Here is a 22,190-nt window from a genome sequence, read left to right as displayed (position 1 = left end):
TCTTACGACTGCACGTCGCCGAATTCGCCGCGCACGCCGGCCTCGACGAGCGCCGGCAGTTCTTCCATGTGGGCCATGATGCGCGTGATGCCCATCTCGCGCAGCACGTCGGCGTAGCCCGAAGGAATGTGGCTCGCGCCCACGAACGCAATCGTCTTCATGCCTGCCGCGCGCGCGGCGTTCAAACCCGAAATGCTGTCTTCGACGACGATGCAGCGCGCCGGCTCCACGCCGAGCTGCTTCGCCGCATGCAGGTACACGTCCGGATAAGGCTTGGGCCGCGCAACCTGCTCGGCGCTGAAGATGCGCTCGCCGAAGATCGTGTCGAGGCCGGCGCGCCGCACCGAAGCGTGCACGCGCGTGAGCCGGCTGTTCGAGACGACGGCGGCAGGCAGTGTCACCCGGCGCAAGGCGTCGCGCACGCCGTTGATCGGGCTCACCGATTCGGCAATGGCGGCTTCGCAACGATGTTCGATGGTCTCGAGAAAGTCCTCGGGCATCGTGAGGTCGAAGCGCGCGGCGACGTCGGCGAGAAAGCGCGAGGTCTGCTGGCCGAACGCCGCATTCACGGCGGCGTGAAAATCGATGCCGGGAAAGGTGCTGCTGAGCGTATCGAACAGAACGCGGTCGGCGATGACTTCGCTGTCGACGAGCACGCCGTCACAGTCGCAGATGAGATGGTCGATCATGCGTGAAACGAGAGGCCGGGCAGCGCGCGGCCAGCGGTCGGCGGCCGTGCATGCGCCTGAGCCAGGCAGGGGACAAGGTGGAAACCCCAATCATACGTGCTTTTGCTTTTTGAAAGCAGCGCACACGCGGCCTGGGATGCTCAGCCGGCGTCTGCTGCGTTTGCCTCGCGGGTGTCGGCCCACGCTTTTGCTGCGCCAATCGCGCGCTGCCAGCCGGCGAGGCACCTTGCCGCCTCGTCGCGCTGCAACGAGGGCGTGAAGCGGCGCTCGAGGCTCCAGTGCCGCTGGAGCTCCTCGATATCGCGCCAGAACCCCACCGCGAGCCCGGCCAGATATCCCGCGCCCAGCGCGGTGCTTTCGCTGGAGCGCGGCCGCAACACATCCACGCCCAGCAGATCGGCCTGGAACTGCATGAGCAGATCGTTCGCGCTGGCGCCGCCATCCACGCGCAGCTCGTTCACGCGCATACCGGAGTCGGCCTCCATGGCGGCGAGCACGTCGAACGACTGATAGGCAATCGAATCGAGCGCCGCGCGTGCGATATGCGCCGCGGTCGTGCCGCGCGTGAGCCCGAACAGCGTGCCGCGCGCATGCGCGTTCCAGTGCGGCGCGCCGAGGCCGGCGAACGCGGGCACGAGGTACACGCCGTCGCTGTGCGGCACGCTGGCCGCGAGCGGTTCGATTTCCGCTGCACTGCGAATGATGCCGAGTCCGTCGCGCAGCCATTGCACCACCGCGCCCGCGATAAAGATGCTGCCCTCAAGCGCGTATTGCGTTTGCCCGAGCGCTTGCCACGCGATGGTCGTGACGAGGTTGTGGCTCGATTCGACAGGCTGCGCGCCGGTATTCATCACGAGAAAACAGCCGGTGCCGTAGGTGTTCTTCACCATGCCGGGGCGCATGCACATTTGCCCGAAGAGCGCCGCATGCTGGTCGCCGGCCACGCCGGCAAGCGGGATTTCGGCCGCGAAAAGCGACGCCGCCGTGCGCGCATAGACCTCCGACGACGAACGCACCTCCGGCAGCATGCTGCGCGGAATCTCGAAGAGCGCGAGCAGGTCGTCGTCCCAGCGCAGCGTGTGGATGTCGAAGAGCATGGTGCGCGCGGCATTGGTGACGTCGGTGGCGTGCAGCGCGCCGCGCGTGAAGTGCCACAGCAGCCAGCTGTCCACGGTGCCGAACGCGAGACGACCTGCGCGCGCTTTATCGCGCGCGCCCTCGACATGATCGAGAATCCAGCGGATTTTCGTGGCCGAAAAGTACGCGTCGATCGGCAGGCCGGTTTTCGTGCGCACCGTCGGCTCGAGGCCGCGCGCTTTCAGCTCGTCGCAATAGCCGGCCGTGCGGCGGTCCTGCCAGACGATCGCGTTGTACACGGGCTGACCTGTTGCCCGGTCCCATACGAGGGTCGTTTCGCGCTGGTTCGTGATGCCGATGCCCGCAATCGCGGCGGCCCCGACGCCCGCGCGCGTGAGCGCTTGCGCCGCGACGCCTGCCTGGCTCGACCAGATGTCGCGCGGGTCATGTTCGACCCATCCGGGTCGCGGGTAGCGTTGCGCGAACTCCTTCTGGGCGAGCGCGACGATTGCACCGCTGCGCTCGAGCAGCAAGGCGCGCGAACTCGTCGTGCCCTGGTCCAGCGCGAGGATGTACGACTCGGCGTGCGACTGAGGCATCGTGCAGTCTCCCTGGAGGGTGTGCGGGGTACGCGCGTCGACCGGCGCGCAACGAGGCGCGTGCCATCGGACCCAGCATAGCCCGAAAGCGATTTGCGCTCGATTCGGCGCAACGGAACGGTCAAGGTGTCGCTCGCACGGCGCGGTGCGACAATAATCGAGTCGGGATGCAGTCGTTCCAACCAGTCGAAAACGATAACGAGGCAATCATGCGTGCAATTGCAATGATCGGTGCAGCCGTGCTGCTCACGGGGTGCGTGGGCGCGCCGCCGGGCCCGGAAGGCGGGGGGCGCGCGCCGTCGCTCGCCGCTTTGCAGCAGATGTGCGGCGGCCAGGCGGTCGATTTCGGTGCCTATGCGGCGGGCGTCTACGCGGCCATTTTTGACGCGTGGGTCGCCAATCGCCGCGGCAGGCTGCCCCAGGACCAGTTTTGCGGTTTCCAGGCTCAGCTCGCGCAGCAATACACCACGCTCGGCAAGAGCGGCAACGGCGAGGCGCGGGGTGAGTGGGTGAACTTCCTCAACGCACAGCGCGCCCAGGCGCTGAGCTGGCGCTCGGCGGTCGACCCCACGTTGAGAGCCGGGTAGGCGAATAGGCGAAGGGTGCCGCGGCAGGGTGCGCGCATTCGCGCGTGCGAGCAGTGCAAACAGGCATGCGCAAAAAAATGGTCACGCGGGCATGAAGCGCGCGGGTCCGCGTGACCATGCACTGCAGGCGCGTACGTCTACTGCCGTGCGCCTGCATCGGGGACGTGCCCGACAAGCCGGGCTCGCGGACGACCCATGCGTCCGCGCAAATCGATAAAGGGCAATGGAGCCTGTGGCTGCGCGGGTACTCGGCCCGCGGGATCAGGCTACGAACACCGTTTGATGGCGCGCAACGCAGAGTCGCCGATTTCGGTTAGTCGCCATTGCTGAAGGCCGGATGCGAGGCGCTCCAGTTGGACGAGCTGTCGTTCGAGCAAGGCGTCCAGTTCTTCTCGCTCCATGTCGAGCTGGTTGGGGGCGTCCTGCACTAGCAGCAGGGTGGCGAATTCATGCGGACTCAGCATCGTTCTCTCCGTGTTGCCGCATCAGAGGTCGCCGGTTGCGGCCCGCAGGGCGGCGCAGCGACAGGAATGCGGTGGTATGAGCGAAAGCCTGCGACCGTGCAGATCGACTGGCTGGAGGGACACCGGCAGCCGGGGCCGCCTGTGCGCGGCCAAAACGGCATCCAGCCCGGGATCTACCTCGGGGAACTGGAGTGTAGTCAACGCCGCTGCGTTGTACAAACCACGCCCCGAAAATTTTCCCTTTGACATTCGAGCCCGCACGCAGCGGTGCTGCGAGCCGCCTGGATTCGCGAAATCACTTGAAGTTCGTGCCGCAGCGCGGCACGCAGCGAGCGAATGCGCTTCGATACGCTACGCATCAAACGCACGGTATGCCCGTGGGTATTGCGTTTGCGCGTCGGTTAGTGATCGTCACATGACGTAACGCGAAGAGGTCGTCAATTTCCGGAACTGCGGGAACTGGGCCCGGTCTGTGCTTTGTGACTGCAGCTGCGCGAAAGTACAGCTAAGATGGAAATAGGGATGGCTGGTAACGTTCACTGCACGTGACTGGCGCAGTTCGCCGGGCCTCCGGCCGGACGCCGCGCGTCGTGAGCGTAAAACGCCGCTTCGGGAGTAGGACACAATGCGTAACGACAATGAGCCTCGCCATGTGATGCCCTGGCGCATCGAAGACATCGATCTCACACGTATCGACCGTCAACGCGCCGCAGCCAACGAAGATCTGCTGCTGCTCCTCGCCGCCTCTTCGTTCATTGAAAGCGGCTCCGACCTCTACACGAGCAACCTGAACGTGTTCTTCAAAGGCGACCCCGAGGTCTCCGAGTGGCTCGTTCGCGAATGGGAGCCCGAAGAGCTTCAGCACGGACGCGCGCTGAAGACGTACATCCAGTACGTGTGGCCCGAGTTCGACTGGGACGCGGCGTTTCAGACCTTCATCGAAGAGTATTCGAAGACCTGTTCGTTCGAGGAGTTCGAGAAAACGCGCGCGCTCGAAATGGTCGCACGCTGCGTGGTCGAAACCGGCACCGCCACGCTCTATCGCGCGATCGGCGAGTATTCGGATGAGCCCGTGCTCAAGGAAATCACCGACAACATCCGCAGCGACGAAGTGCGCCACTACAAGCACTTTTTCCGCTATTTCAAGAAGTACAACCAGATAGAAGGGCACGGGCGTCTCGCCGTGCTCGGCGCGCTCATGCGCCGCGTGATGGAGATCAAGAACGAGGATTCCGAGATCGCGCTGCGTCATGTCTACGCGGGCCGCTACCCCGAGCGCGTGCGCGACGAGGCCTATAGCCGCGAACTGACCGCGCGCGTGAACAGGCTGGTACGCCACAATCTGTCCGCCGACATGTGTGTGAAGATGCTGCTCAAGCCGCTCAACCTGCCCGCGAAGATCCGGCCCGGCGTGCACTATCCGCTCGCGAAGATCACGCAACACGTGTTCTTCCGCTAGGACATCGGCGCACGAAAACAAAAAGCCCGCTGCTGGAGCGGGCTTTTTCGTTTCTGGACGCGAAGATCAGCGATCGCGCTGGCCGTTGCCGTCGCGGCGCGAATTGCCGCCTGGGCGGCCGCCGAGCAGCGCGCCCGGGTTGCCTTGCGGCTTGCGTTGTTGCGGGCGGCCCAGTGCGCTCTCGTGCGAAACGCCGCGCTGGTTTTCGCGACGCGTATGCTCGCCGCGCGCGCCTTGTGCGCCGTGATTCGCGCCTTGCTGTTTCACGGGCTTGGCGGTGCGCACGCCGCCGTTCGAGGCCGGCTTGGCCGGGCGCTGACCGCCGTTGCCGCCACCGTTGGTTGCTGCCTGTGCGCGGGTGCCGTCGCGGCCGCCTTCGCGCTTGCCTTCGCGGCCACCTTCGCGGCCACCTTCGCGAGTACCGCCGCGCGATTCACGCGATTCACGCGACTCACGCGCCTGCGCGGGGCGTCCGCCGTTCGCAGCATTGGCGCCAGACGCACCGCGGCCCTGGCCCTGGCCTTGCCCCTGGCGCGGCGAGCGCCCTTGGGGCTGGCTGCGGCGCTGGATCGGCTCCGGCTTCGCGTTCGGGTCTGGCTCGAAGCCCGCAATGACCTCCTGGGGCACCGCGCGCTTGATGAGCTTCTCGATGTCCTTGAGCAACTGATGCTCGTCCACGCAGACGAGCGACACGGCTTCACCCGTCGCGCCCGCGCGGCCGGTGCGGCCGATGCGGTGCACGTAGTCCTCGGGCACGTTCGGCAGATCGTAGTTGACGACGTGCGGAAGCTGGTCGATATCGATCCCGCGCGCGGCGATGTCGGTCGCGACGAGCACCTGGAGCGTGCCGTCCTTGAACTCGCTCAAAGCGCGCGTGCGCGCCGACTGGCTCTTGTTGCCGTGAATCGCGAGCGCGCTGATGCCGTCCTTCGTGAGCTGCTCGGCGAGGCGGTTCGCGCCGTGCTTGGTGCGCGTGAACACGAGCACCTGAAACCAGTTGTGCTGGCGGATCAGGTGCGTGAGCAGATCGCGCTTGCGGTCGCGGTCGACGGGATAGATCTTCTGCGCAACGGTTTCGGCCGTGGTGTTGCGGCGCGCGACTTCGATGAGTGCGGGCGAGTCGAGCAGGCTGTCGGCGAGCGCCTTGATCTCATCGGCGAAGGTGGCCGAGAAGAGCAGGTTCTGGCGCTTGGGCGGGAGCTTCGCGAGCACGCGCTTGATGTCGTGGATGAAGCCCATGTCGAGCATGCGGTCGGCTTCGTCGAGCACGAGAATCTCGAGCTGCGACAGATCGATCGTCTTTTGCTGCATGTGATCGAGCAGGCGACCCGGCGTCGCGACCACGATATCCACGCCGCGCCTGAGCGCGTCGATTTGCGGATTGATGCCCACGCCGCCGAACATCACCGTGGATCTGAGCTTCAGATACTTGCCGTAGGCGCGCACGCTCTCTTCGACCTGCGCGGCGAGCTCACGCGTGGGCGTGAGGATCAGTGCACGCACCACGCGCTTGCCGTTCGCTGCCGGCGGCATGTCCGTGAGGCGTTGCAGGATCGGCAACGTGAAGCCGGCGGTCTTGCCGGTGCCGGTTTGCGCGCCGGCGAGCAGGTCGCCGCCGCCGAGCACGGCGGGAATCGCTTGCGCCTGGATGGGCGTGGGCGTGCTGTACCCCAGTTCGTTGACTGCGCGGACCAGCGGTTCGGACAAGCCGAGAGAATCGAAAGACATAAACACCTGTTGTATTGCAGTAGCGCGGGCGTCGCTTCGCGGCCCGAAGGCGCGCTGCGCAGCCAAAGCGGTGTTGCCGGGTTCGAATGCGCCCGGTGAAGCCGCCTTTTCGCGTTGTTCGGACGGCGCGCCAGTGCGCGCGCCGCGTTTTTTCTTCATGGAACGGACAAGTCTATCGAGACCCGTCGTCTGGCGTTAAGTTGCATCGTGCGGCCGCGGACACTGCGGCGGCCGTACGATGTCTTCGCATTGACGCGTCACGCGACGTAGCGCGCGACGCTCACGAATTGACAGACGCTCCCGGCGAGCACGAACAGATGCCAGATTCCATGTCCGTGCCGGATGCGCTCGTCATTGACGAAAAAATAAATGCCGACGCTGTAAATGACGCCGCCGGCCAGCAGCCACGCCGTGCCCGCGGCCGGCAAGGCTTCGACGAGCGGGCGAACCGCCACCACCGCGAGCCAGCCCATCACCACGTAGAGCGCCATCGAAAGCATTCTCGTGCGCCGCCCGAGCGTGAGTTCCTGGACGATGCCAAGGGCCGCGAGCCCCCAGCTCACGCCGAAGAGCGACCAGCCCCAGGGTCCACGCAGCGTCACCAGCGTGAACGGAGTATAGCTGCCCGCGATGAGCAGATAGATCGCGGCATGGTCGCACTTTTGCAGCACGGCCTTCAGGCGGATGCCGCGCACGCCGTGATACAGCGTCGAGATCGTGTACAGCGCGCACAACATCGCCCCGTATACCGCAAAGCTCACGACCTTGTACGCGTCGTGATCCAGCGCCGCGAGCGTCACGAGCGAGACGAGCCCCGCTACCGACAACATCGCGCCCACGAGGTGAGTAATGCTGTTCAGACGCTCACCGGCGTGCATGACGACCACTCCTTGTTCTTCCTGAGCGCAGCGCGCGCCGGCGGAACAGTGTTCCACCGCGTGCGGCGCCGTGCTCGAGCGCAGCGTTCAAAACCAGGCCTGACGGGCCACGGAGCCGCTTTCACCGCACGGCCCCGGCGCCAAATAGCGAAGGGCGCAGCCCGCGCACCGCGGACTGCGCCCTTATCAGGCAACCGTCACTATAACAGTAACCACTTGCGTGGGACCGCCGTAAGGGCGGAGGCCCTTACGGCGGTGGGCTGCTTTGCGTCAGTCGAGCGGAGACGAGCGCAGGTCCGCGACCTGTTGCGGGGACACCGGCGTGCCCTTGTTGCCCCAGGACATGCGGATGAACGTCACCACCGCCGCGACCTCCTGGTTCGAGAGCGACTGCCCAAACGGCGGCATGCCGTACGGGCGCGGATTGCCCCCCGTGCTTGGCGGATAGCCGCCGTTGAGCACCATGCGGATCGGGTTCACGGCCGAATGCATCTGGATCGACTGGTTGTTCGCAAGCGGCGGGAAGTTCGGCGGCATGCCGAGACCGTTCTCCGCGTGGCACTTTGCACACTGGTCATGGTAGATCTTCTGACCTTGCTGCAAGAGTTCGCCGCCGAACGCTTCCGACGTCTCCATCTGCATCGTTTCGGGCGCTTCCTTCTTCTGCGGGATGGTCTTCAGATACGAGGCCATCGCGTGGATGTCGTCGTCCGAGAGGTATTGCAGGCTGTTGTGGATCACGTCCGCCATCGGGCCGAACACGGCGCCGCGCTCGGAAACGCCGGTCTTCAGGAGGCTTGCGATGTCCCTGATGTCCCAGTCGCCGAGGCCGCCTTCACTGCCCGTGAGCGACGGCGCGTACCAGTTCTGCAGCGGGATCAGGCCGCCGGCGAAGGCCGCCGAGTTGACCGGGCCGCCCACCGCGTTGATCGACGTGTGGCACATGCCGCAGTGGCCGAGGCCTTCCACGAGATACGCGCCGCGGTTCCATTCGACCGACTTGGTCGGATCGGGCTTGTATTCGCCTTCGCGGAAGAACAGCGTGCGCCAGCCGATCAGCAGGTTGCGGTTGTTGAACGGGAACTTGAGTTCGTGCGGGCGGCTAGGCACGTTGACCGGCGGGACCGAGCGCAGATAGGCGAAGATCGCGTCGGCGTCGGCGCGCGTGACCTTGGTGTAGCTCGCGAACGGGAACGCCGGATAGAGCAGGCTGCCGTCCTTCGAGCGGCCCGTGTGCATGGCGCGATAGAAGTCGTCGGCGCTCCACTTGCCAATGCCGTACTGGTCGTCGGGCGTGATGTTCGGGGTGTAGAGCGTGCCGAACGGCGTGGCCATCGGCAGGCCGCCCGCGAACATCTGGCCGCCGCGCACGGTATGGCAGGCGATACAGTCGCCGGCGCGCGCGAGGTACTCGCCCTTCTTGATGAGATCGGCCTGGTCGACGGGCGTCGCGGCCTGCGCCGCAGCGTTGTGCAGATAGTGGGTGCCCGACCAGAGCACTGGTACGAGGGCCGCGGTGGCGGCCACGATCACGGCGGAAAGTGCGAACAGGGACTTGCGGTTCATATTGGCTGTCTCCCCCGGCGCCTTATTGCGGTTCGCTGCCGCAGGCAAGCGGCGTCTTGAGTGAGCCAGCCGGCGCCGGCACGGGGTTCTGCGGCGCGCTCTGCGTGGAGAGCCAGGCCGCGACCGCGTTCACGTCTTCGTCGGTGAGACGCGTGGCGATCTCATGCATGCAGTCGGGCGCCTTCGCGTGCCGCGAGCCCGAGCGCCAGGCGCCGATCTGCGCACTGATGTAATCCATGTGCAGACCGACCAGACCCGGAATGGCCGGCTCCATGCCGGTGAGCTTCGCGCCGTGGCAGGCCGCACAGGCGGGCACCTGCTTGGCCGGGTCGCCGTGCAGGACGATCTGCTGACCGCGTGCGAGCGTGTCGCTGCCGACCGAAGGTTTTGCGGGCGGCGGGTAGGGCGGCCGCTGCTGCGAGAAGAACGTTGCGATCTCGTGCAGGTAGTCGTCGGAGAGATAGGTGACCAGATAATTCATCGGAGGGTACTTGCGGCGCCCCTCGCGAAAGTTCATTAGCTGGTTGAACAGGTACTCGGCCGGTTTGCCGGCGAGACGCGGGAAGTAGTCGTTGTCGGTGCCCTGTCCATGCGAGCCGTGGCACGCGGTGCAGCCCTGCACGCGTGCGGCGATCGTGTCCGGGGCTTTGGCCTGCGGCGCGGAGGCCGCCGTCTGGGCATGTGCAGCGCTGAGAACGCCTGTCGTCCCGAGCAAAAGTGCTGCTGCCAGAGGCGCGACGAGCGGAATGAGCGGTCGGAAGATACGTCTTGGGGACACGCGTAACTCCATCTTTATCGTGGACCTGACCAGGCTTCGAACGGCCCGGCTTCCAGGCTGCGCGCGATGAAAGCAGCAGACCGTGCGCGCTGCGGCGACGCAGCAGATTCTAGCATCGGGAACTCATAGTGACCATTTGCCGCATGCACCACAAACGCTCTCCGATGGCTTCGAGGCGCCACCGCGACGTGCTTGCGGCCGATCGTCGCGTCGGTGCCGGTTATGATTCTGCACCTGTTCGCCAATCGGTGACACGGGGTTGTCCCGCACCCGCGCCCCATTCGGCGAGCCGCTCGTTGCCCGGTGCATGCATGTCATCATGCCGGGCGCATGCCGCCGCCACTTCCGGTCTCGTGCCTCGGCTCGATGCTCGCGCATGGAATGCGCGTTGAAGCCGCATCGAGCCCGCATTGAACCGAATGGCGCGGCGGCTATCGAAGCAGGCACCCTTGCGGGTCACGCGACGTGATGCTTGCGCGTGCTGCTGTTGCCGTTTTCATGTTGTTTCCTTGCCACTTGTCTCGATGACTCCAATTGCACTTTCCCTATCGTTGCATCCAGCCGACCGATCCCCTTCGCGCGAAGTCCGTGCGACCCGCAACACGCGGGAGGGCGAGGTCCGATGAAAGCTGACTGGCTCTGGATCGGGCAGGTCGCCATGGCGGCCATCGTCAACATCGCCTACGCATTCGCGCTCGGCTCGGCGTTCTATGGCGCCTGGCTCGACAAGGACGGCCGCACGCACGTCGCGCCCGCACGCCTCGCATGGCTGCGTGCGCAACGCTCGCTGCGCGTCGCGGCGTTCGTGCTCGTGGCGGCGCTCATCATGTGGATGCTCTACGAGAGCGCGTCGGTCAGCGGCGAACCGTTGCCCAGCGCGTTCGGCGTGGTCGGCACGGTGCTCTCGCAAACGCACGTCGGACACGCGTGGACCGTCGCGTTCGTCGGTGCGCTCGTGCTGCTCGGCTGCGCGTTCGCGGCTTCGAGCGTGGCGCGCGACGGTGTGCTGTGGCTCGCGCTCGTCGCCATCGCCGCGGGGCGCGCGGGGCTCGGACACGCCGCCGATGCGGGCTTCGCCTCGGCTGCGCTCGGGCTGCATACCCTCCACTTGCTCAGCGCGAGCGCGTGGAGCGGCATCGTCATGGCGGGAGGGCTTGCCGTGCTGCCGGCGCTCAGCGCATCGACGGCACGCGGCGTGCTGATCCGCACGGCGGGCCAGATTTCGAATGTGGCGTTCTTCGCGGTGGGCTTCGTGATCGCGACGGGCGTGTTCGATGCGCTGCGCGGCAGCGGCGGCTCGATCGACGCCATCGTCGGCAGCACCTGGGGCCGCGTGTTGATGCTCAAGGCTGTGCTCGTGCTGCTCGCGCTCGCGATGGGCGGCTTCAACCGGCTCGTGGCGATGCCCGAGTTGCGGCGCGCGGCGTCGACGGCGGCGGCGCGCCGGTTCGTCAACGTGATCCATCTCGAAGCCATCGTGATGATCGGCGTGCTGGTGGCCGCAGCCGCGCTCGCGCACAGCGTGCCGGCCTACGTGTTGCAGGGCTGAAACGTCGTCGCCGCAACTTATTCGTAGCCGAGCCGGTGACTGAGGATCGGTGAGAAGAAGAGGGCGAGGGCGCAGCCCGTGGCGTTGCCTTCGAGCTCCGCGAGCGCAGCCACGGAGGTTGGATTAGCGATCAGCGCGATCAACTGCGGCGCACACCATAGCGCCGCGGCGCCGATCGCGGCGTACTCGATCCAACGAATGCGCCAGCCGCGCGTGAAGGCGATTGCGGCAGCGAGCACGCGCAGGAAGCCGAAGGCGACGAGTGCGCCGACGGCGGCTTGTTCGCGGATCAGATAGTCGGGAAGCGACGCGTCCATGGAGTCCTTTGCAACACCGAGGTTGGGTTGCAAAGGAATCTGCAAGGAGCAGGCCAGTGGGTGGCGTTCGCGTTCGGCGCGTGTCTTCGATGATGGCCGCGCCTTGCGCGGCGCGGCATTCCATGAACTGGCTGTGTGCGCAAACGACATAAGGCGTGCGCGCGTCTCGCGAGCGCGCGCGCCGAAGCCCGCAAAGCCACGCGAAATGTTACGTCGCCGAAACGCGCAGCATCGAGCGCGTCACTTCACGCTGCGCGCCGCGCGTTCGGCGTTCATCTGCGCATCACCATTCGGCGACGCTGCCATCTTCGTGACGCCACACCGGATTGCGCCAGCGGTGACCGGTCTTCGCCATCTCGCGCACCTTCTCCTCGTTCACGTCGATGCCGAGACCCGGGCCCTGCGGAATCGAGACGAAGCCGTCTTCGTACTTGAAGACTTCGGGATTCCTGATGTAGTCGAGCAGGTCGTTGCCCTTGTTGTAGTGGATGCCGAGGCTCTGCTCCTGGATGAACGCGTTGTAGCTCACGGCGTCGATCTGCAGGCAGGTGGCGAGCGCGATCGGTCCGAGCGGGCAGTGCAGCGCGAGCGCGACGTCATAGGCTTCGGCCATCGCGGCGATCTTGCGGCACTCGGTGATGCCGCCCGCGTGCGAGGCGTCGGGCTGGATGATGTCCACGTAGCCGCCCGCGAGAATGTGCTTGAAATCCCAGCGCGAATACAGACGCTCGCCCAGCGCGATCGGCGTGCTGGTCTGGTTGACGATGTCGCGCAGCGCCTCGACGTTCTCCGAGAGCACGGGCTCTTCGATGAACATCAGCTTGAACGGATCGAGTTCCTTCGCGAGCACCTTGGCCATCGGCTTGTGCACACGGCCATGGAAGTCCACGCCGATGCCGACGTTCGGGCCCACGGCCTCGCGCACGGCCGCGACGTTGTTGATGACGCCCTGAACCTTGTCGAAGGTGTCGATGATCTGCAGTTCTTCGGAGCCGTTCATCTTCACGGCCTTGAAGCCGCGCTCGACTACGGCGCGCGCGTTGTTGGCGACGTCGCTCGGACGGTCGCCGCCGATCCACGAATACACCTTGATCTTGTCGCGCACCTGGCCGCCGAGCAGCGCGTGAACGGGCACGCCATGATGCTTGCCCTTGATGTCCCAGAGCGCCTGATCGACGCCGGCAATGGCGCTCATCGAGATCGGGCCGCCGCGGTAGAAGCCCGCGCGATACATCACCTGCCAGTGGTCTTCGATGAGGAGCGGGTCCTTGCCGATCAGATAGTCGGCGAGTTCATCGACGGCGGCGGCTACCGTATGCGCGCGCCCTTCGACGATCGGCTCGCCCCAGCCGACGATCCCCTCGTCCGTTTCGATCTTCAGAAAGAGCCAGCGCGGCGGGACGACGAAGGTTTCGAGCCTGGTGATTTTCATGCGGTGTCTCCATGACCTTGAGCGGTAGGGCGGCGCTCGCATCACGCGCGAGCGGCAACGTCTTCATCCGCCCATGCTACTGCAAAATTCGCCTTTAAGTGCTATTAATAGTATTATTTCGCAACGCTTCCCAATATCCAGGAGAACGGCGATTCAACGCGATCTGCACGGCACGGTGGCCTACGAACTCGGCAGCGCGATCCTGCGTGGCGACTACCCGCCCGCGACGGTCCTGCCGCGCGAGGCCGAACTCATGGCAACGTTCGATGTGAGCCGAACGGTGCTGCGCGAGGCGCTGCGCACGCTCACCTCGAAAGGGCTCGTGGAGTCGCGTCCGCGCGTGGGCACGCGGGTGCGTGCGCGCGAAGCGTGGAATCTGCTCGATGCCGACGTGCTCGACTGGTACGCGCGCGTGGCGCCGCCGCTTGCTTTTGCGCTCAAGCTCCAGGAAATGCGCGAGATGATCGAGCCGTTTGCGGCAGGGTTGGCCGCGAACGCGCATGATTCCGATGCGCTCGCGTCGATCGCCGCCGCGCACGAGGCCATGGCACAAGCGCGCAATGTGGACGAATGGGTGCGCGCCGACCTGCGCTTTCATCTCGCGGTGCTGGGCGCTTGCCGCAACGAATTGCTGGTGCCGCTCGGCACGCTGATCGAGCGCACGCTCGAAGGCCAGTTGCGCGTGAACGCAAAGCGCGCCGAGGTGTTCAACGCCGCGCTGCCCGACCACACCCTCGTGTACGAGGCGATCGTGCAACGCGACGCCTATGCGGCGAGCCGCGCAATGGCGGCGTTGCTGCGCCTCACGCGCGAGCGCATCGAGCGATGAACGCGTATGCCGAATGGGTGTCTTCGCAACGAATCGCGAAAAACGCAGCGAATTGCAGATGTAAAACGATTGCGCTGGCGCATGCAATGACGTTTGCTATGCTTTAGCTCGATCGAACGGCGCCGTGGCTTTCAGTGCCGTCAGCAAGTCAAAGGCAAGGCTAACGGTTAAGCGATGAAGAAGAGCGAAGCGAAAGACACGCAACTGGACAACGCAACCCTGCTGGAAATCATCAAGGCGCAGTCGGACATCGCGAAGCTCGGGCTCGATCTCGGCGGCGTGATGGCCTACGTAGCGGAGCGCACCGAGCAGCTCACGCGAGCCCAGGGTGCGGTCGTCGAACTCGCCGAAGGTGAGGACATGGTCTACCGCGCGGCCTCGGGCAACGTCGCGAACCTCCTCGGATTGCGCCTCGCGCGTGAAACGAGCCTGTCGGGCCTGTGCGTGCGCGAGGGCGAGATCCTGCGCTGCGACGACTCCGAAACCGACCCGCGCGTGGACCGCGAAGCGTGCCGGCGCGCCGGCCTGCGTTCGATGATCGTCACGCCGCTCAAGCATCTCGAGACGACGGTCGGTGTTCTGAAAGTCACGAATTCGGAAGTCGACGCCTTCAAGGACGAGGACATCCGCACGCTCTCGCTGATGTCCGAACTCATCGCCGCAGCCATGTTCCACGCCGCGCGGCACGAGACGAGCGAGCTCTATCTGCGCGCGACGCATGACGCGCTCACCGGTTTGCCCAATCGCGCGCTCTTTTACGATCGCCTGCGCCAGTCGGTGGACCTCGCGCTGCGCTCGTCGGGCGGACTCGGCGTGCTCAATCTCGACATGGACGGCCTCAAGCCGATCAACGACCGCTACGGGCATCGCGCCGGCGACGCGGCGATTCGCGAGACCGCGACGCGCATTGCGCGCCACAGCCGCCGCGTGGACACGGCCGCGCGCGTGGGCGGCGACGAGTTCGCCGTGATCCTGCCCGGCATCGCGGGGCGCGGGGACGCCGAGGCGTATAGCCGCCGGCTCGTGGACACTGTGGGCGAGCCGTTCGAGTTCGAAGGACATCGCATCGATCTTGGCGTGAGCGTAGGCGTTGCCATCCTGCCCGACGACGGCACCGAGATGACGGCGCTGATCGAATACGCAGATCGTTCGATGTACGAAACGAAGCGGGAGCGCAAGCAGATCAGGTGAATGCCGTGCGGGCCGGCGGACTCCGGTTCGCCAGGCACGCGGCAATGAAAAAAGCCGCTGTCCTTGCGGGACAGCGGCTTTTTTTTGCAACTGGTGGCGAATCAGGGATTCGAACCCCGGACCTGCGGATTATGATTCCGTCGCTCTAACCGGCTGAGCTAATTCGCCGAAGAAAAGAATTATCGCGGTACAGCCGGAGGCTGTCAACCCCCCTTCGTCATCTTTTTTGCAGGGAAGGCGGCCGCCGGGCGAGAAGCCCCACCCGGCAGCGCTCACAGCCTCAATCCTGCGCGTAAATATCCGAGTCCTTGGTTTCCTTCACGAACAGCATGCCGATCACGAAGGTGCCCAGCGCGATGATGATCGGATACCAGAGGCCCGAGTAGATATCGCCGCGCGCCGCCACGATCGCGAAGGCCGTCGCCGGCAGGAAGCCGCCGAACCAGCCGTTGCCGATGTGATACGGCAGCGACATCGAGGTGTAGCGGATGCGCGTCGGGAACATCTCCACCAGCATCGCCGCGATCGGCCCGTACACCATGGTCACGAAGATCACGAGGATCGTGAGCATCACCACCGTCATCGGCCAGTTGAGCTGCGCGGGATCGGCCTTGAGCGGATAGCCCGCCGCTTTCAGCGTAGCCGCGAGCGTCTTCTCGAACAGCGCGCCGGCTTCCTTGGCGCCGGGCGCCCGGCCGTCAAACGTGTCGATGGTCGTGTCGCCCACCTTGATTTGCGCGAGCGTGCCTGCCGGGGCGGCCACGTTCTCGTAGTTCAGGCCGGCCTTTGAAAGTGCGCTCTTGGCGATGTCGCACGAGCTCGTGAATTTCGAGGTGCCGACCGGGTTGAACTGGAACGAGCATTCGGCCGGATCCGCGATCACGACGATGGGTGCGCGTGCGGTCGCGGCTTCGAGCGCCGGGTTCGCGTAGTGCGTGATCGCCTTGAAGATCGGGAAGTAGGTGAGCGCCGCGATCAGGCAGCCAGCCATGATGATCGGCTTGCGGCCTATCTTGTCGGAGAGCGCGCCGAAGAACAGGAAGAACGGCGTGCCGATCAAGAGCGCCACCGCGATCAGGATGTTGGCGCTGGCGCCGTCCACCTTGAGCGTCTGCGTAAGGAAGAAGAGCGCGTAGAACTGGCCCGTGTACCAGACCACGGCCTGGCCGGCCGTGACGCCGAAGAGCGCGAGCAGCACGACCTTGAGATTCTTCCACTGGCCGAACGCTTCCGTGAGCGGGGCCTTCGAGACCTTGCCCTCGGCCTTGATGCGCTTGAACGCCGGCGATTCGTCGAGTTGCAGACGGATCCACACCGAAACCGCGAGCAGCAGGATCGAGGCGACGAACGGAATGCGCCATGCCCATGCGGCGAACTGCTCTTCGCCGGTGAAGGTGCGCACGCCGAGGATCACGAGCAGCGAGAGAAACAGGCCAAGCGTGGCGGTCGTCTGGATCCACGAGGTGTAGAAGCCACGTCGTCCGGCCGGCGCGTGTTCCGCGACGTAGGTCGCGGCGCCGCCGTACTCGCCGCCGAGCGCGAGGCCCTGCAGCAGACGCATGCCGATGAAGATCACCGGCGACGCAATGCCGATCGACGCATAGCCGGGCAGGAAGCCGACCACGAAGGTCGAGATACCCATGATGACGATCGTGACGAGGAACGTGTGCTTGCGGCCCACGAGGTCGCCGAGGCGCCCGAACACGATCGCGCCGAACGGACGCACGGCAAAGCCCGCAGCGAAGCCGAGCAGCGTGAAGATGAAGCCGGCAGTGGGATTGACGCCGGAAAAGAAGCTCTTGCTGATGAAGGCCGCGAGCGATCCGGCCAGGTAGAAGTCATACCACTCGAACACGGTGCCGAGCGACGACGCGAAGATCACGCGTTTTTCGTCGCTGGTCATCGGCGCGTGCGAGACTTGTCCGCCAACGGTTGCCATAGATGTCTCCAGTATTGATATGCGTGTGGTCCGTCGGGCAGGCGACTCGTAGACCCGCGGTCCTGCGGAGCATTATTGGAATGGAAACTTACGGGCTTCTGACGCGGGTGTGGGTTTTCGAGTGTAGCGTCGGTGTGGGGTGGGGTCGGCTAACGTCGCTGAATTCGCGATCAAAATCCTGCATTTATTGGTAAATATATTCTAACGTGCAGATTTTGACTCGCTCGAAGCGTATCGGGGTAAGGGTAAATCCCATCCCGGTTTTCGGACGCGGTCCGTCAGTTTCGCGGTGGTTTCGCCGCCAAAGCGCCGGCAATGCCGCTCAGGCCTGCGTACGCAAGCGCAGCGTCACGCGCACGAGCGTGCCGGCGAGGCGCGGCGTGTCCTGATAGACGTGATCGTCGATGGCGAGCATGCCGCCGTGCATCGTGGCGATCTCGCGCACGATCGCGAGCCCGAGCCCGCTGCCTTCGCCGTCGCGCCCGAGAATGCGGTAGAAGCGCTCGAGCACGCGTTCGCGCTCGGCGCTCGGAATGCCTATGCCCGTATCTTCCACCTCGAGATGGACCATGCCCGCCGAGGGCTCGGGCCGCACGCGCACGGTGATGCGCCCGCCCGCGGGCGTGTAGCGGATCGCGTTGTCGATGAGGTTCGAGAGCATCTCGCGCAGCATCACCGGGTTGCCGTCCACTTCGATGCGCGCCCCCGCTTCGCCATCGTCTTCCTCACTGCCGCCGGCCGTTTCGGGGCCTTCGTAGCCGAGGTCCATCTGCTTGGCGAGCGCCGGCTGCACCCAGTCGCGCACGGCGTGGCGCGCCACGTCGGCCACGTCCACCGAGGTAAAGACCTGTCCGGACATGCGGTTTTCCGCGCGCGCGAGTGCGAGCAGCTGGGTGACGAGCCGTGCGGCGTGCTCGGAGCTCGTCGCGATCTGCTCGAGCGAGCGGTGCACTTCGGCGGGCGCGTCCTGGCGCAGCGCGAGCTCGGCCTGGGTGCGCAAGCCCGCGAGCGGCGTTTTCATCTGATGCGCGGCGTCGGCGATGAAGCGCTTTTGCAGTTCCATGTTCTGTTCGAGGCGCGTGAGCAGGTCGTTGAACGAGGTGACGAGCGGCTCGATTTCGGGCGGCGCGCGGCGCGCTTCGAGCGGCGAAAGATCGTCGGGGCGACGCATGCGGATGTTCGACTGCAGCGCGTGCAGGGGAGCGAGGCCCCGCGAGAGCCCGAACCACACGAGCAGGATCGCGAGCGGCAAGATCACGAACTGCGGCAGGATCACGCCCTTGATGATGTCGTTGGCGAGCTGGCGGCGCTTGTCGAGCGTTTCCGCGACCTGCACGAGCACGGGTTGACCTTGCCGATCGCCGACGCTCGGATGCGTCGGCTCCACGGTCGTATAGGCGACGCGGATGTCGATGCCATGCAGCGTGTCGTCGCGGAATTCGACGAGGCCCGGCGGCGGGCGGTCGTCATCGTGCGGCAGCGGCATGTCGCGATCGCCGCCGATCAGCTCGCCACGGCTGCCGAGCACCTGATAGAACACGCTGTCGACGTTATCGGCGCGCAGGAAGTCGCGCGTGGAGGCGGGCAGTGTCAGCTCGGCCACGCCGTTGACGGGCTGGATCTGGCGCGCGAGCACATAGGCGTCGGTTTCGAGCGCGCGGTCGAACGGGGCGTTGGCGATCGATTTCGCCACGAGATACGTGACCGCGATGCTCATCGGCCAGAGCAGCAGCAGGGGCGCGAGCATCCAGTCGAGAATCTCGCCGAAGAGCGAGCGCGGGCGGGCCTCGGCGGCGGCTTCGGCTTCGTCGGGCGGGGCGAACGGATTGGCGTAGCGGGCGTCGCGCGCGTCGTCGTCGAGGGCGTCGGCCGCGGATGCGGTCGCGCCCGAAACGCTGTCGCCGGCCGGGCCGGCAACGCCTGCGGCGCCCTTGGGCGGCACGGCGCGCGCGATGGGAGGACGCCCGGCCATCGTCGATCCTGCCTACTTGAAGTGGTGGCTGGCGGGCATCGCCGGCGCGGCGTCGGGCGTGCCGGCCTCGGTCCGGGCGGGCGTCTGGCCTGCGCCGGCCTGCGCTTCCTTCGCCTCCTTTTCGAGGCAGTAGCCGAGCCCGCGCACGGTCACGATGCGCACGCCGCCCGCTTCGATTTTCTTGCGCAGCCGGTGCACGTAGACTTCGATGGCGTTATTGCTGACTTCTTCGCCCCATTCGCACAGATGGTCGACGAGCTGCTCCTTCGAGACGAGCCGCCCGAGCCGCTGCAGCAGCACTTCGAGCACGCCCAGTTCGCGCGCGGAAAGATCGAGCACCTGGTCGTTGATGCGCGCAATGCGCCCCACCTGGTCGAACGCCAGCGCGCCGTGCCGCACGACGGTCGGGCCGCCGCCCGCACCCCGCCGCGTGAGCGCACGCACGCGCGCTTCGAGCTCGTTGAGCGCGAAAGGCTTGGCCATGTAGTCGTCGGCGCCGAGGTCGAGGCCTTTGACGCGCTCGTCCACGCTGTCGGCGGCGGTGAGGATCAGCACGGGCAGGTTGGAATTGCGCGCGCGCAAACGGCGCAGCACTTCGAGGCCCGGCATTTTCGGCAGGCCCAGATCGAGGATCAGGAGGTCGAACGACTGCATCGACAACGCAGTATCGGCATCCACGCCGCTACGCACGTGATCAACGGCATAGCCCGATTGGCGGAGTGATCTCACGAGTCCATCCGCGAGTATGCTGTCGTCTTCGGCAATGAGGATTCGCATGTTGCGCCAGCGTCGCCTTCGAGGCTTTTAGACCTCGTAGTCAGGCTCGTAACACCCGCGCCGCGCCGCGTCCTTGAAGGCGCGGCCAGGCGACGCGCGGCGGTCTCCCGAAATTCGCGGTTCTGGATAGCCAGAAAGGCTTGCCAAAACCACTGTTTTTTTATACAGTGTCTGCGTTCGTGTGCATTAGCCCGAATGAGGCGTGCGCATGGTCACGAGACGCCGTTCATCATAGCAAAGGACGATTCATGGAAGATAGCAAGAAAGGCTCGGCTGGGCTGACTGCTGAAAAGAGCAAGGCGCTGGCCGCCGCGCTCGCGCAGATCGAAAAGCAGTTCGGCAAGGGGTCGATCATGCGACTCGGCGACGGCGAGGCGGTCGAGGACATCCAGGTAGTCTCCACCGGGTCGCTCGGCCTCGACATCGCACTTGGCGTGGGTGGTTTGCCGCGCGGCCGGGTGGTCGAGATCTACGGTCCGGAATCGTCGGGTAAGACCACGCTCACGCTGCAGGTCATCGCCGAAATGCAAAAGCTCGGCGGCACGGCGGCGTTCATCGACGCGGAACACGCGCTCGACGTGCAATACGCCGCCAAGCTCGGCGTGAACGTGCCCGAACTGCTCATCTCGCAGCCGGACACGGGCGAGCAGGCGCTCGAAATCACCGACGCGCTGGTGCGCTCGGGCTCGATCGACATGATCGTGATCGACTCGGTCGCGGCGCTCGTGCCGAAGGCGGAAATCGAAGGCGAAATGGGCGACTCGCTGCCGGGTCTGCAGGCGCGTCTGATGTCGCAGGCGCTGCGCAAGCTCACCGGCACGATCAAGAAGACGAACTGCATGGTGATCTTCATCAACCAGATCCGCATGAAGATCGGCGTGATGTTCGGCAACCCGGAAACCACCACGGGCGGCAACGCGCTCAAGTTCTATTCGTCGGTGCGTCTGGACATTCGCCGCATCGGTTCGATCAAGAAGAACGACGAAGTGATCGGTAGCGAAACGCGTGTGAAGGTCGTGAAGAACAAGGTCTCGCCGCCGTTCCGCGAAGCCGTTTTCGACATTCTCTACGGCGAGGGCATCTCGCGTCAGGGCGAAATCGTCGACCTCGGCGTGCAGGCCAAGATCGTCGACAAGGCGGGTGCGTGGTACAGCTATAACGGCGAGCGCATTGGCCAGGGCAAGGACAACGCACGTGAATTCCTGCGTGAGAACGCGGACATTGCTCGCGAGATCGAAAACCGCATCCGCGAGTCGCTTGGCGTGAGCACGATGCCGGACGGCGTCAAGGACTCCGGCGAAGTCGAAGTCGCCGACGAAGAGTAAGTCCACCAGGCTCTCGTAGATAAGGCAAGCTGATGCGCAAGGGCGGGTCACCCACGTCCTCGCCTTCCGGCGAGCAGGCTAACCCGCACGCGGGTTCGCCTGCGGACAGGGGCGCCGAGCGGCGCTCCGCCGTCAAGCCTGCCGACTCGCGCACGAGCCGTTCTGGCCATTTGAGCCGCGACGCCCAGGCGGGCGATCGCGGCTTTGCGCATTCTGGCGCCGCGTTTTCTTCGCCCGCCGATCTCAGCGACGATGGCGGCGCGGTCTTCGAAGTCCCGTTCGAGGCGTTCTTCAGCGGGGCGGATGAAGAGGCGGCAAACGTGCCGCCAGAACCGCTGTCCGAACCAACATTCAAGCGATCGCGTCGCGCGCCTCTCGAAACAGCGCGCGAATCCAGCGCGCCGCTAGCCGACCAATACGAGCGCAGCTCGGCCAGCCGCGCCGCACGCGCCAGCGAGCGCGAAAAGTCGTCCACGGCGAAGCAGCGCCCCGAGCGCTCCCTCAAGGGCCGCGCGCTCGGCTATCTTTCGCGCCGCGAATACAGCCGCGCCGAACTCTCGCGCAAGCTCATGCCGTACACCGAGGACGCCGACGCACTCGAAGTGCTGCTCGATTCACTCGAACGCGAGGGCTGGCTCTCCGACGCGCGCTTTGCCGAAAGCGTCGTGCACCGGCGCGCGTCGCGCGTGGGGGCAGGGCGTATCGTCAGCGAACTCAAGCGCCACGCAGTGGGCGAAGCGCTCATCGAAGAGGTGAGCTCGCAACTGCGGGAGACCGAGTTCGTCCGCGCCCGCACGGTCTGGCAGAAGAAGTACGGCCAGTTGCCCGAGACGCCCGCCGAACGCGCGCGCCAGGCGCGCTTTCTCGCGGCGCGCGGCTTCTCGATGTCGATCATCGGCAAGATCCTCAAGGGAATCGACGAAGACTGGTCCGATAACTGAGCCGGCCGTCTCGAAAAATCCGCTCAGGCAAGTCCCCGCCCGGCCTGTGTGTTCGCGGCTGTCTCAAATACTCGGTATGTTAAAATCACGAGG

General features: G+C 65.6%; 19 protein-coding genes and 1 tRNA gene. 7 read left to right on the top strand and 13 right to left on the bottom strand.

All coding sequences use genetic code 11. From position 1 onward, the window contains the following. Nucleotides 1-2: 2 nt before the first annotated feature. Nucleotides 3-689: an HAD family phosphatase gene (locus AB4Y36_RS02840; RefSeq protein ID WP_069262876.1), complete on the bottom strand. Its 687-nt coding sequence runs from the start codon at nucleotides 687-689 to the stop codon at nucleotides 3-5. 140 nt (nucleotides 690-829) lie between these two features. Next, on the bottom strand, nucleotides 830-2,365 hold the full coding sequence (gene glpK / locus AB4Y36_RS02835; protein WP_342948432.1) for a glycerol kinase GlpK: 1,536 nt from the start codon (nucleotides 2,363-2,365) through the stop codon (nucleotides 830-832). A gap of 209 nt (nucleotides 2,366-2,574) precedes the next feature. On the opposite strand from glpK, the gene AB4Y36_RS02830 reads away from it, so the two are divergent. Next, on the top strand, nucleotides 2,575-2,952 hold the full coding sequence (locus tag AB4Y36_RS02830) for a hypothetical protein (RefSeq protein ID WP_368682235.1): 378 nt from the start codon (nucleotides 2,575-2,577) through the stop codon (nucleotides 2,950-2,952). Nucleotides 2,953-3,218: 266 nt separating this feature from the next. Here AB4Y36_RS02830 and AB4Y36_RS02825 read toward each other — a convergent pair whose 3' ends face one another. Beyond that, complete coding sequence (locus AB4Y36_RS02825; RefSeq protein WP_028205977.1) at nucleotides 3,219-3,416, bottom strand: hypothetical protein; 198 nt, start codon at nucleotides 3,414-3,416, stop codon at nucleotides 3,219-3,221. 625 nt (nucleotides 3,417-4,041) lie between these two features. Between AB4Y36_RS02825 and AB4Y36_RS02820 the strand changes: the two genes are divergently transcribed. Beyond that, nucleotides 4,042-4,875 carry a ferritin-like domain-containing protein gene (locus tag AB4Y36_RS02820; RefSeq protein ID WP_069262874.1) on the top strand — a complete coding sequence of 278 codons (834 nt, stop codon included), beginning with the start codon at nucleotides 4,042-4,044 and terminating at the stop codon, nucleotides 4,873-4,875. 66 nt (nucleotides 4,876-4,941) lie between these two features. Here AB4Y36_RS02820 and AB4Y36_RS02815 read toward each other — a convergent pair whose 3' ends face one another. The 4 genes from AB4Y36_RS02815 to AB4Y36_RS02800 all read right to left on the bottom strand — a co-directional run bounded on the left by AB4Y36_RS02815 (nucleotide 4,942) and on the right by AB4Y36_RS02800 (nucleotide 9,837). Beyond that, a complete protein-coding gene (locus AB4Y36_RS02815; RefSeq protein ID WP_368682234.1) occupies nucleotides 4,942-6,603 on the bottom strand; it encodes a DEAD/DEAH box helicase in 1,662 nt (553 codons plus the stop codon). A 257-nt stretch (nucleotides 6,604-6,860) separates the two neighbouring features. Then, entirely contained in the window at nucleotides 6,861-7,481 is a 621-nt protein-coding gene (locus AB4Y36_RS02810; RefSeq protein ID WP_368615901.1) for a hemolysin III family protein, read from the bottom strand. Between the two features lie 270 nt (nucleotides 7,482-7,751). After that, complete coding sequence (locus AB4Y36_RS02805; protein WP_368682233.1) at nucleotides 7,752-9,047, bottom strand: c-type cytochrome; 1,296 nt, start codon at nucleotides 9,045-9,047, stop codon at nucleotides 7,752-7,754. A gap of 22 nt (nucleotides 9,048-9,069) precedes the next feature. Further along, the gene (locus AB4Y36_RS02800; RefSeq protein WP_069262871.1) at nucleotides 9,070-9,837 is read right to left on the bottom strand and encodes a c-type cytochrome; all 768 of its coding nucleotides are present in this window, start codon (nucleotides 9,835-9,837) and stop codon (nucleotides 9,070-9,072) included. A 610-nt stretch (nucleotides 9,838-10,447) separates the two neighbouring features. Between AB4Y36_RS02800 and AB4Y36_RS02795 the strand changes: the two genes are divergently transcribed. After that, nucleotides 10,448-11,374 carry a CopD family protein gene (locus AB4Y36_RS02795; protein ID WP_368682232.1) on the top strand — a complete coding sequence of 309 codons (927 nt, stop codon included), beginning with the start codon at nucleotides 10,448-10,450 and terminating at the stop codon, nucleotides 11,372-11,374. A 17-nt stretch (nucleotides 11,375-11,391) separates the two neighbouring features. Here the strand turns inward: AB4Y36_RS02795 and AB4Y36_RS02790 are convergent, their stop codons facing one another. Next, nucleotides 11,392-11,691, bottom strand: coding sequence for a hypothetical protein (locus tag AB4Y36_RS02790; protein ID WP_368615904.1), 300 nt, complete (start codon nucleotides 11,689-11,691; stop codon nucleotides 11,392-11,394). 283 nt (nucleotides 11,692-11,974) lie between these two features. After that, nucleotides 11,975-13,123: a galactonate dehydratase gene (gene dgoD, locus AB4Y36_RS02785; RefSeq protein ID WP_069262869.1), complete on the bottom strand. Its 1,149-nt coding sequence runs from the start codon at nucleotides 13,121-13,123 to the stop codon at nucleotides 11,975-11,977. A gap of 73 nt (nucleotides 13,124-13,196) precedes the next feature. On the opposite strand from dgoD, the gene AB4Y36_RS02780 reads away from it, so the two are divergent. Together AB4Y36_RS02780 and AB4Y36_RS02775 are read left to right on the top strand one after the other, a co-directional pair. Then, nucleotides 13,197-13,952, top strand: a complete 756-nt coding sequence (locus tag AB4Y36_RS02780) for an FCD domain-containing protein (RefSeq protein ID WP_342948436.1) — start codon at nucleotides 13,197-13,199, stop codon at nucleotides 13,950-13,952. Nucleotides 13,953-14,126: 174 nt separating this feature from the next. Beyond that, nucleotides 14,127-15,143 carry a sensor domain-containing diguanylate cyclase gene (locus AB4Y36_RS02775; RefSeq protein WP_069262868.1) on the top strand — a complete coding sequence of 339 codons (1,017 nt, stop codon included), beginning with the start codon at nucleotides 14,127-14,129 and terminating at the stop codon, nucleotides 15,141-15,143. A 91-nt stretch (nucleotides 15,144-15,234) separates the two neighbouring features. Here the strand turns inward: AB4Y36_RS02775 and AB4Y36_RS02770 are convergent. The 4 genes from AB4Y36_RS02770 to AB4Y36_RS02755 all read right to left on the bottom strand — a co-directional run bounded on the left by AB4Y36_RS02770 (nucleotide 15,235) and on the right by AB4Y36_RS02755 (nucleotide 19,831). Beyond that, nucleotides 15,235-15,311 (bottom strand) — tRNA-Met (locus AB4Y36_RS02770). Between the two features lie 112 nt (nucleotides 15,312-15,423). After that, entirely contained in the window at nucleotides 15,424-17,082 is a 1,659-nt protein-coding gene (locus AB4Y36_RS02765; RefSeq protein WP_342948437.1) for an MFS transporter, read from the bottom strand. 322 nt (nucleotides 17,083-17,404) lie between these two features. Further along, complete coding sequence (locus AB4Y36_RS02760; RefSeq protein WP_368682231.1) at nucleotides 17,405-19,054, bottom strand: sensor histidine kinase N-terminal domain-containing protein; 1,650 nt, start codon at nucleotides 19,052-19,054, stop codon at nucleotides 17,405-17,407. Nucleotides 19,055-19,066: 12 nt separating this feature from the next. Then, the gene (locus tag AB4Y36_RS02755) at nucleotides 19,067-19,831 is read right to left on the bottom strand and encodes a response regulator transcription factor (RefSeq protein WP_069262866.1); all 765 of its coding nucleotides are present in this window, start codon (nucleotides 19,829-19,831) and stop codon (nucleotides 19,067-19,069) included. A gap of 248 nt (nucleotides 19,832-20,079) precedes the next feature. Here AB4Y36_RS02755 and recA point away from each other — a divergent pair, with 248 nt between their 5' ends. Further along, nucleotides 20,080-21,156: a recombinase RecA gene (gene recA, locus AB4Y36_RS02750; RefSeq protein ID WP_069262865.1), complete on the top strand. Its 1,077-nt coding sequence runs from the start codon at nucleotides 20,080-20,082 to the stop codon at nucleotides 21,154-21,156. 32 nt (nucleotides 21,157-21,188) lie between these two features. Next, complete coding sequence (gene recX / locus AB4Y36_RS02745) at nucleotides 21,189-22,097, top strand: recombination regulator RecX (protein ID WP_368682230.1); 909 nt, start codon at nucleotides 21,189-21,191, stop codon at nucleotides 22,095-22,097. Nucleotides 22,098-22,190: the final 93 nt, after the last annotated feature.

Origin of the sequence: Paraburkholderia sp. BR10936, assembly GCF_040965735.1 — a bacterium.
GTDB lineage: Bacteria > Pseudomonadota > Gammaproteobacteria > Burkholderiales > Burkholderiaceae > Paraburkholderia > Paraburkholderia nodosa_A.
Note: the sequence above shows the minus strand (reverse complement) of the source record. Positions and strands in the feature narration are given on the sequence as shown.

Coding starts and splice junctions, on each gene's coding strand:
- AB4Y36_RS02840 (WP_069262876.1), bottom strand. CDS start 689: ATGATCGACCATCTCATCTGCGACTGTGACGGCGTGCTCGTCGACAGC.
- glpK (WP_342948432.1), bottom strand. CDS start 2,365: ATGCCTCAGTCGCACGCCGAGTCGTACATCCTCGCGCTGGACCAGGGC.
- AB4Y36_RS02830 (WP_368682235.1), top strand. CDS start 2,575: ATGCGTGCAATTGCAATGATCGGTGCAGCCGTGCTGCTCACGGGGTGC.
- AB4Y36_RS02825 (WP_028205977.1), bottom strand. CDS start 3,416: ATGCTGAGTCCGCATGAATTCGCCACCCTGCTGCTAGTGCAGGACGCC.
- AB4Y36_RS02820 (WP_069262874.1), top strand. CDS start 4,042: ATGCGTAACGACAATGAGCCTCGCCATGTGATGCCCTGGCGCATCGAA.
- AB4Y36_RS02815 (WP_368682234.1), bottom strand. CDS start 6,603: ATGTCTTTCGATTCTCTCGGCTTGTCCGAACCGCTGGTCCGCGCAGTC.
- AB4Y36_RS02810 (WP_368615901.1), bottom strand. CDS start 7,481: ATGCACGCCGGTGAGCGTCTGAACAGCATTACTCACCTCGTGGGCGCG.
- AB4Y36_RS02805 (WP_368682233.1), bottom strand. CDS start 9,047: ATGAACCGCAAGTCCCTGTTCGCACTTTCCGCCGTGATCGTGGCCGCC.
- AB4Y36_RS02800 (WP_069262871.1), bottom strand. CDS start 9,837: ATGGAGTTACGCGTGTCCCCAAGACGTATCTTCCGACCGCTCATTCCG.
- AB4Y36_RS02795 (WP_368682232.1), top strand. CDS start 10,448: ATGAAAGCTGACTGGCTCTGGATCGGGCAGGTCGCCATGGCGGCCATC.
- AB4Y36_RS02790 (WP_368615904.1), bottom strand. CDS start 11,691: ATGGACGCGTCGCTTCCCGACTATCTGATCCGCGAACAAGCCGCCGTC.
- dgoD (WP_069262869.1), bottom strand. CDS start 13,123: ATGAAAATCACCAGGCTCGAAACCTTCGTCGTCCCGCCGCGCTGGCTC.
- AB4Y36_RS02780 (WP_342948436.1), top strand. CDS start 13,197: ATGCTACTGCAAAATTCGCCTTTAAGTGCTATTAATAGTATTATTTCG.
- AB4Y36_RS02775 (WP_069262868.1), top strand. CDS start 14,127: ATGAAGAAGAGCGAAGCGAAAGACACGCAACTGGACAACGCAACCCTG.
- AB4Y36_RS02765 (WP_342948437.1), bottom strand. CDS start 17,082: ATGGCAACCGTTGGCGGACAAGTCTCGCACGCGCCGATGACCAGCGAC.
- AB4Y36_RS02760 (WP_368682231.1), bottom strand. CDS start 19,054: ATGGCCGGGCGTCCTCCCATCGCGCGCGCCGTGCCGCCCAAGGGCGCC.
- AB4Y36_RS02755 (WP_069262866.1), bottom strand. CDS start 19,831: ATGCGAATCCTCATTGCCGAAGACGACAGCATACTCGCGGATGGACTC.
- recA (WP_069262865.1), top strand. CDS start 20,080: ATGGAAGATAGCAAGAAAGGCTCGGCTGGGCTGACTGCTGAAAAGAGC.
- recX (WP_368682230.1), top strand. CDS start 21,189: ATGCGCAAGGGCGGGTCACCCACGTCCTCGCCTTCCGGCGAGCAGGCT.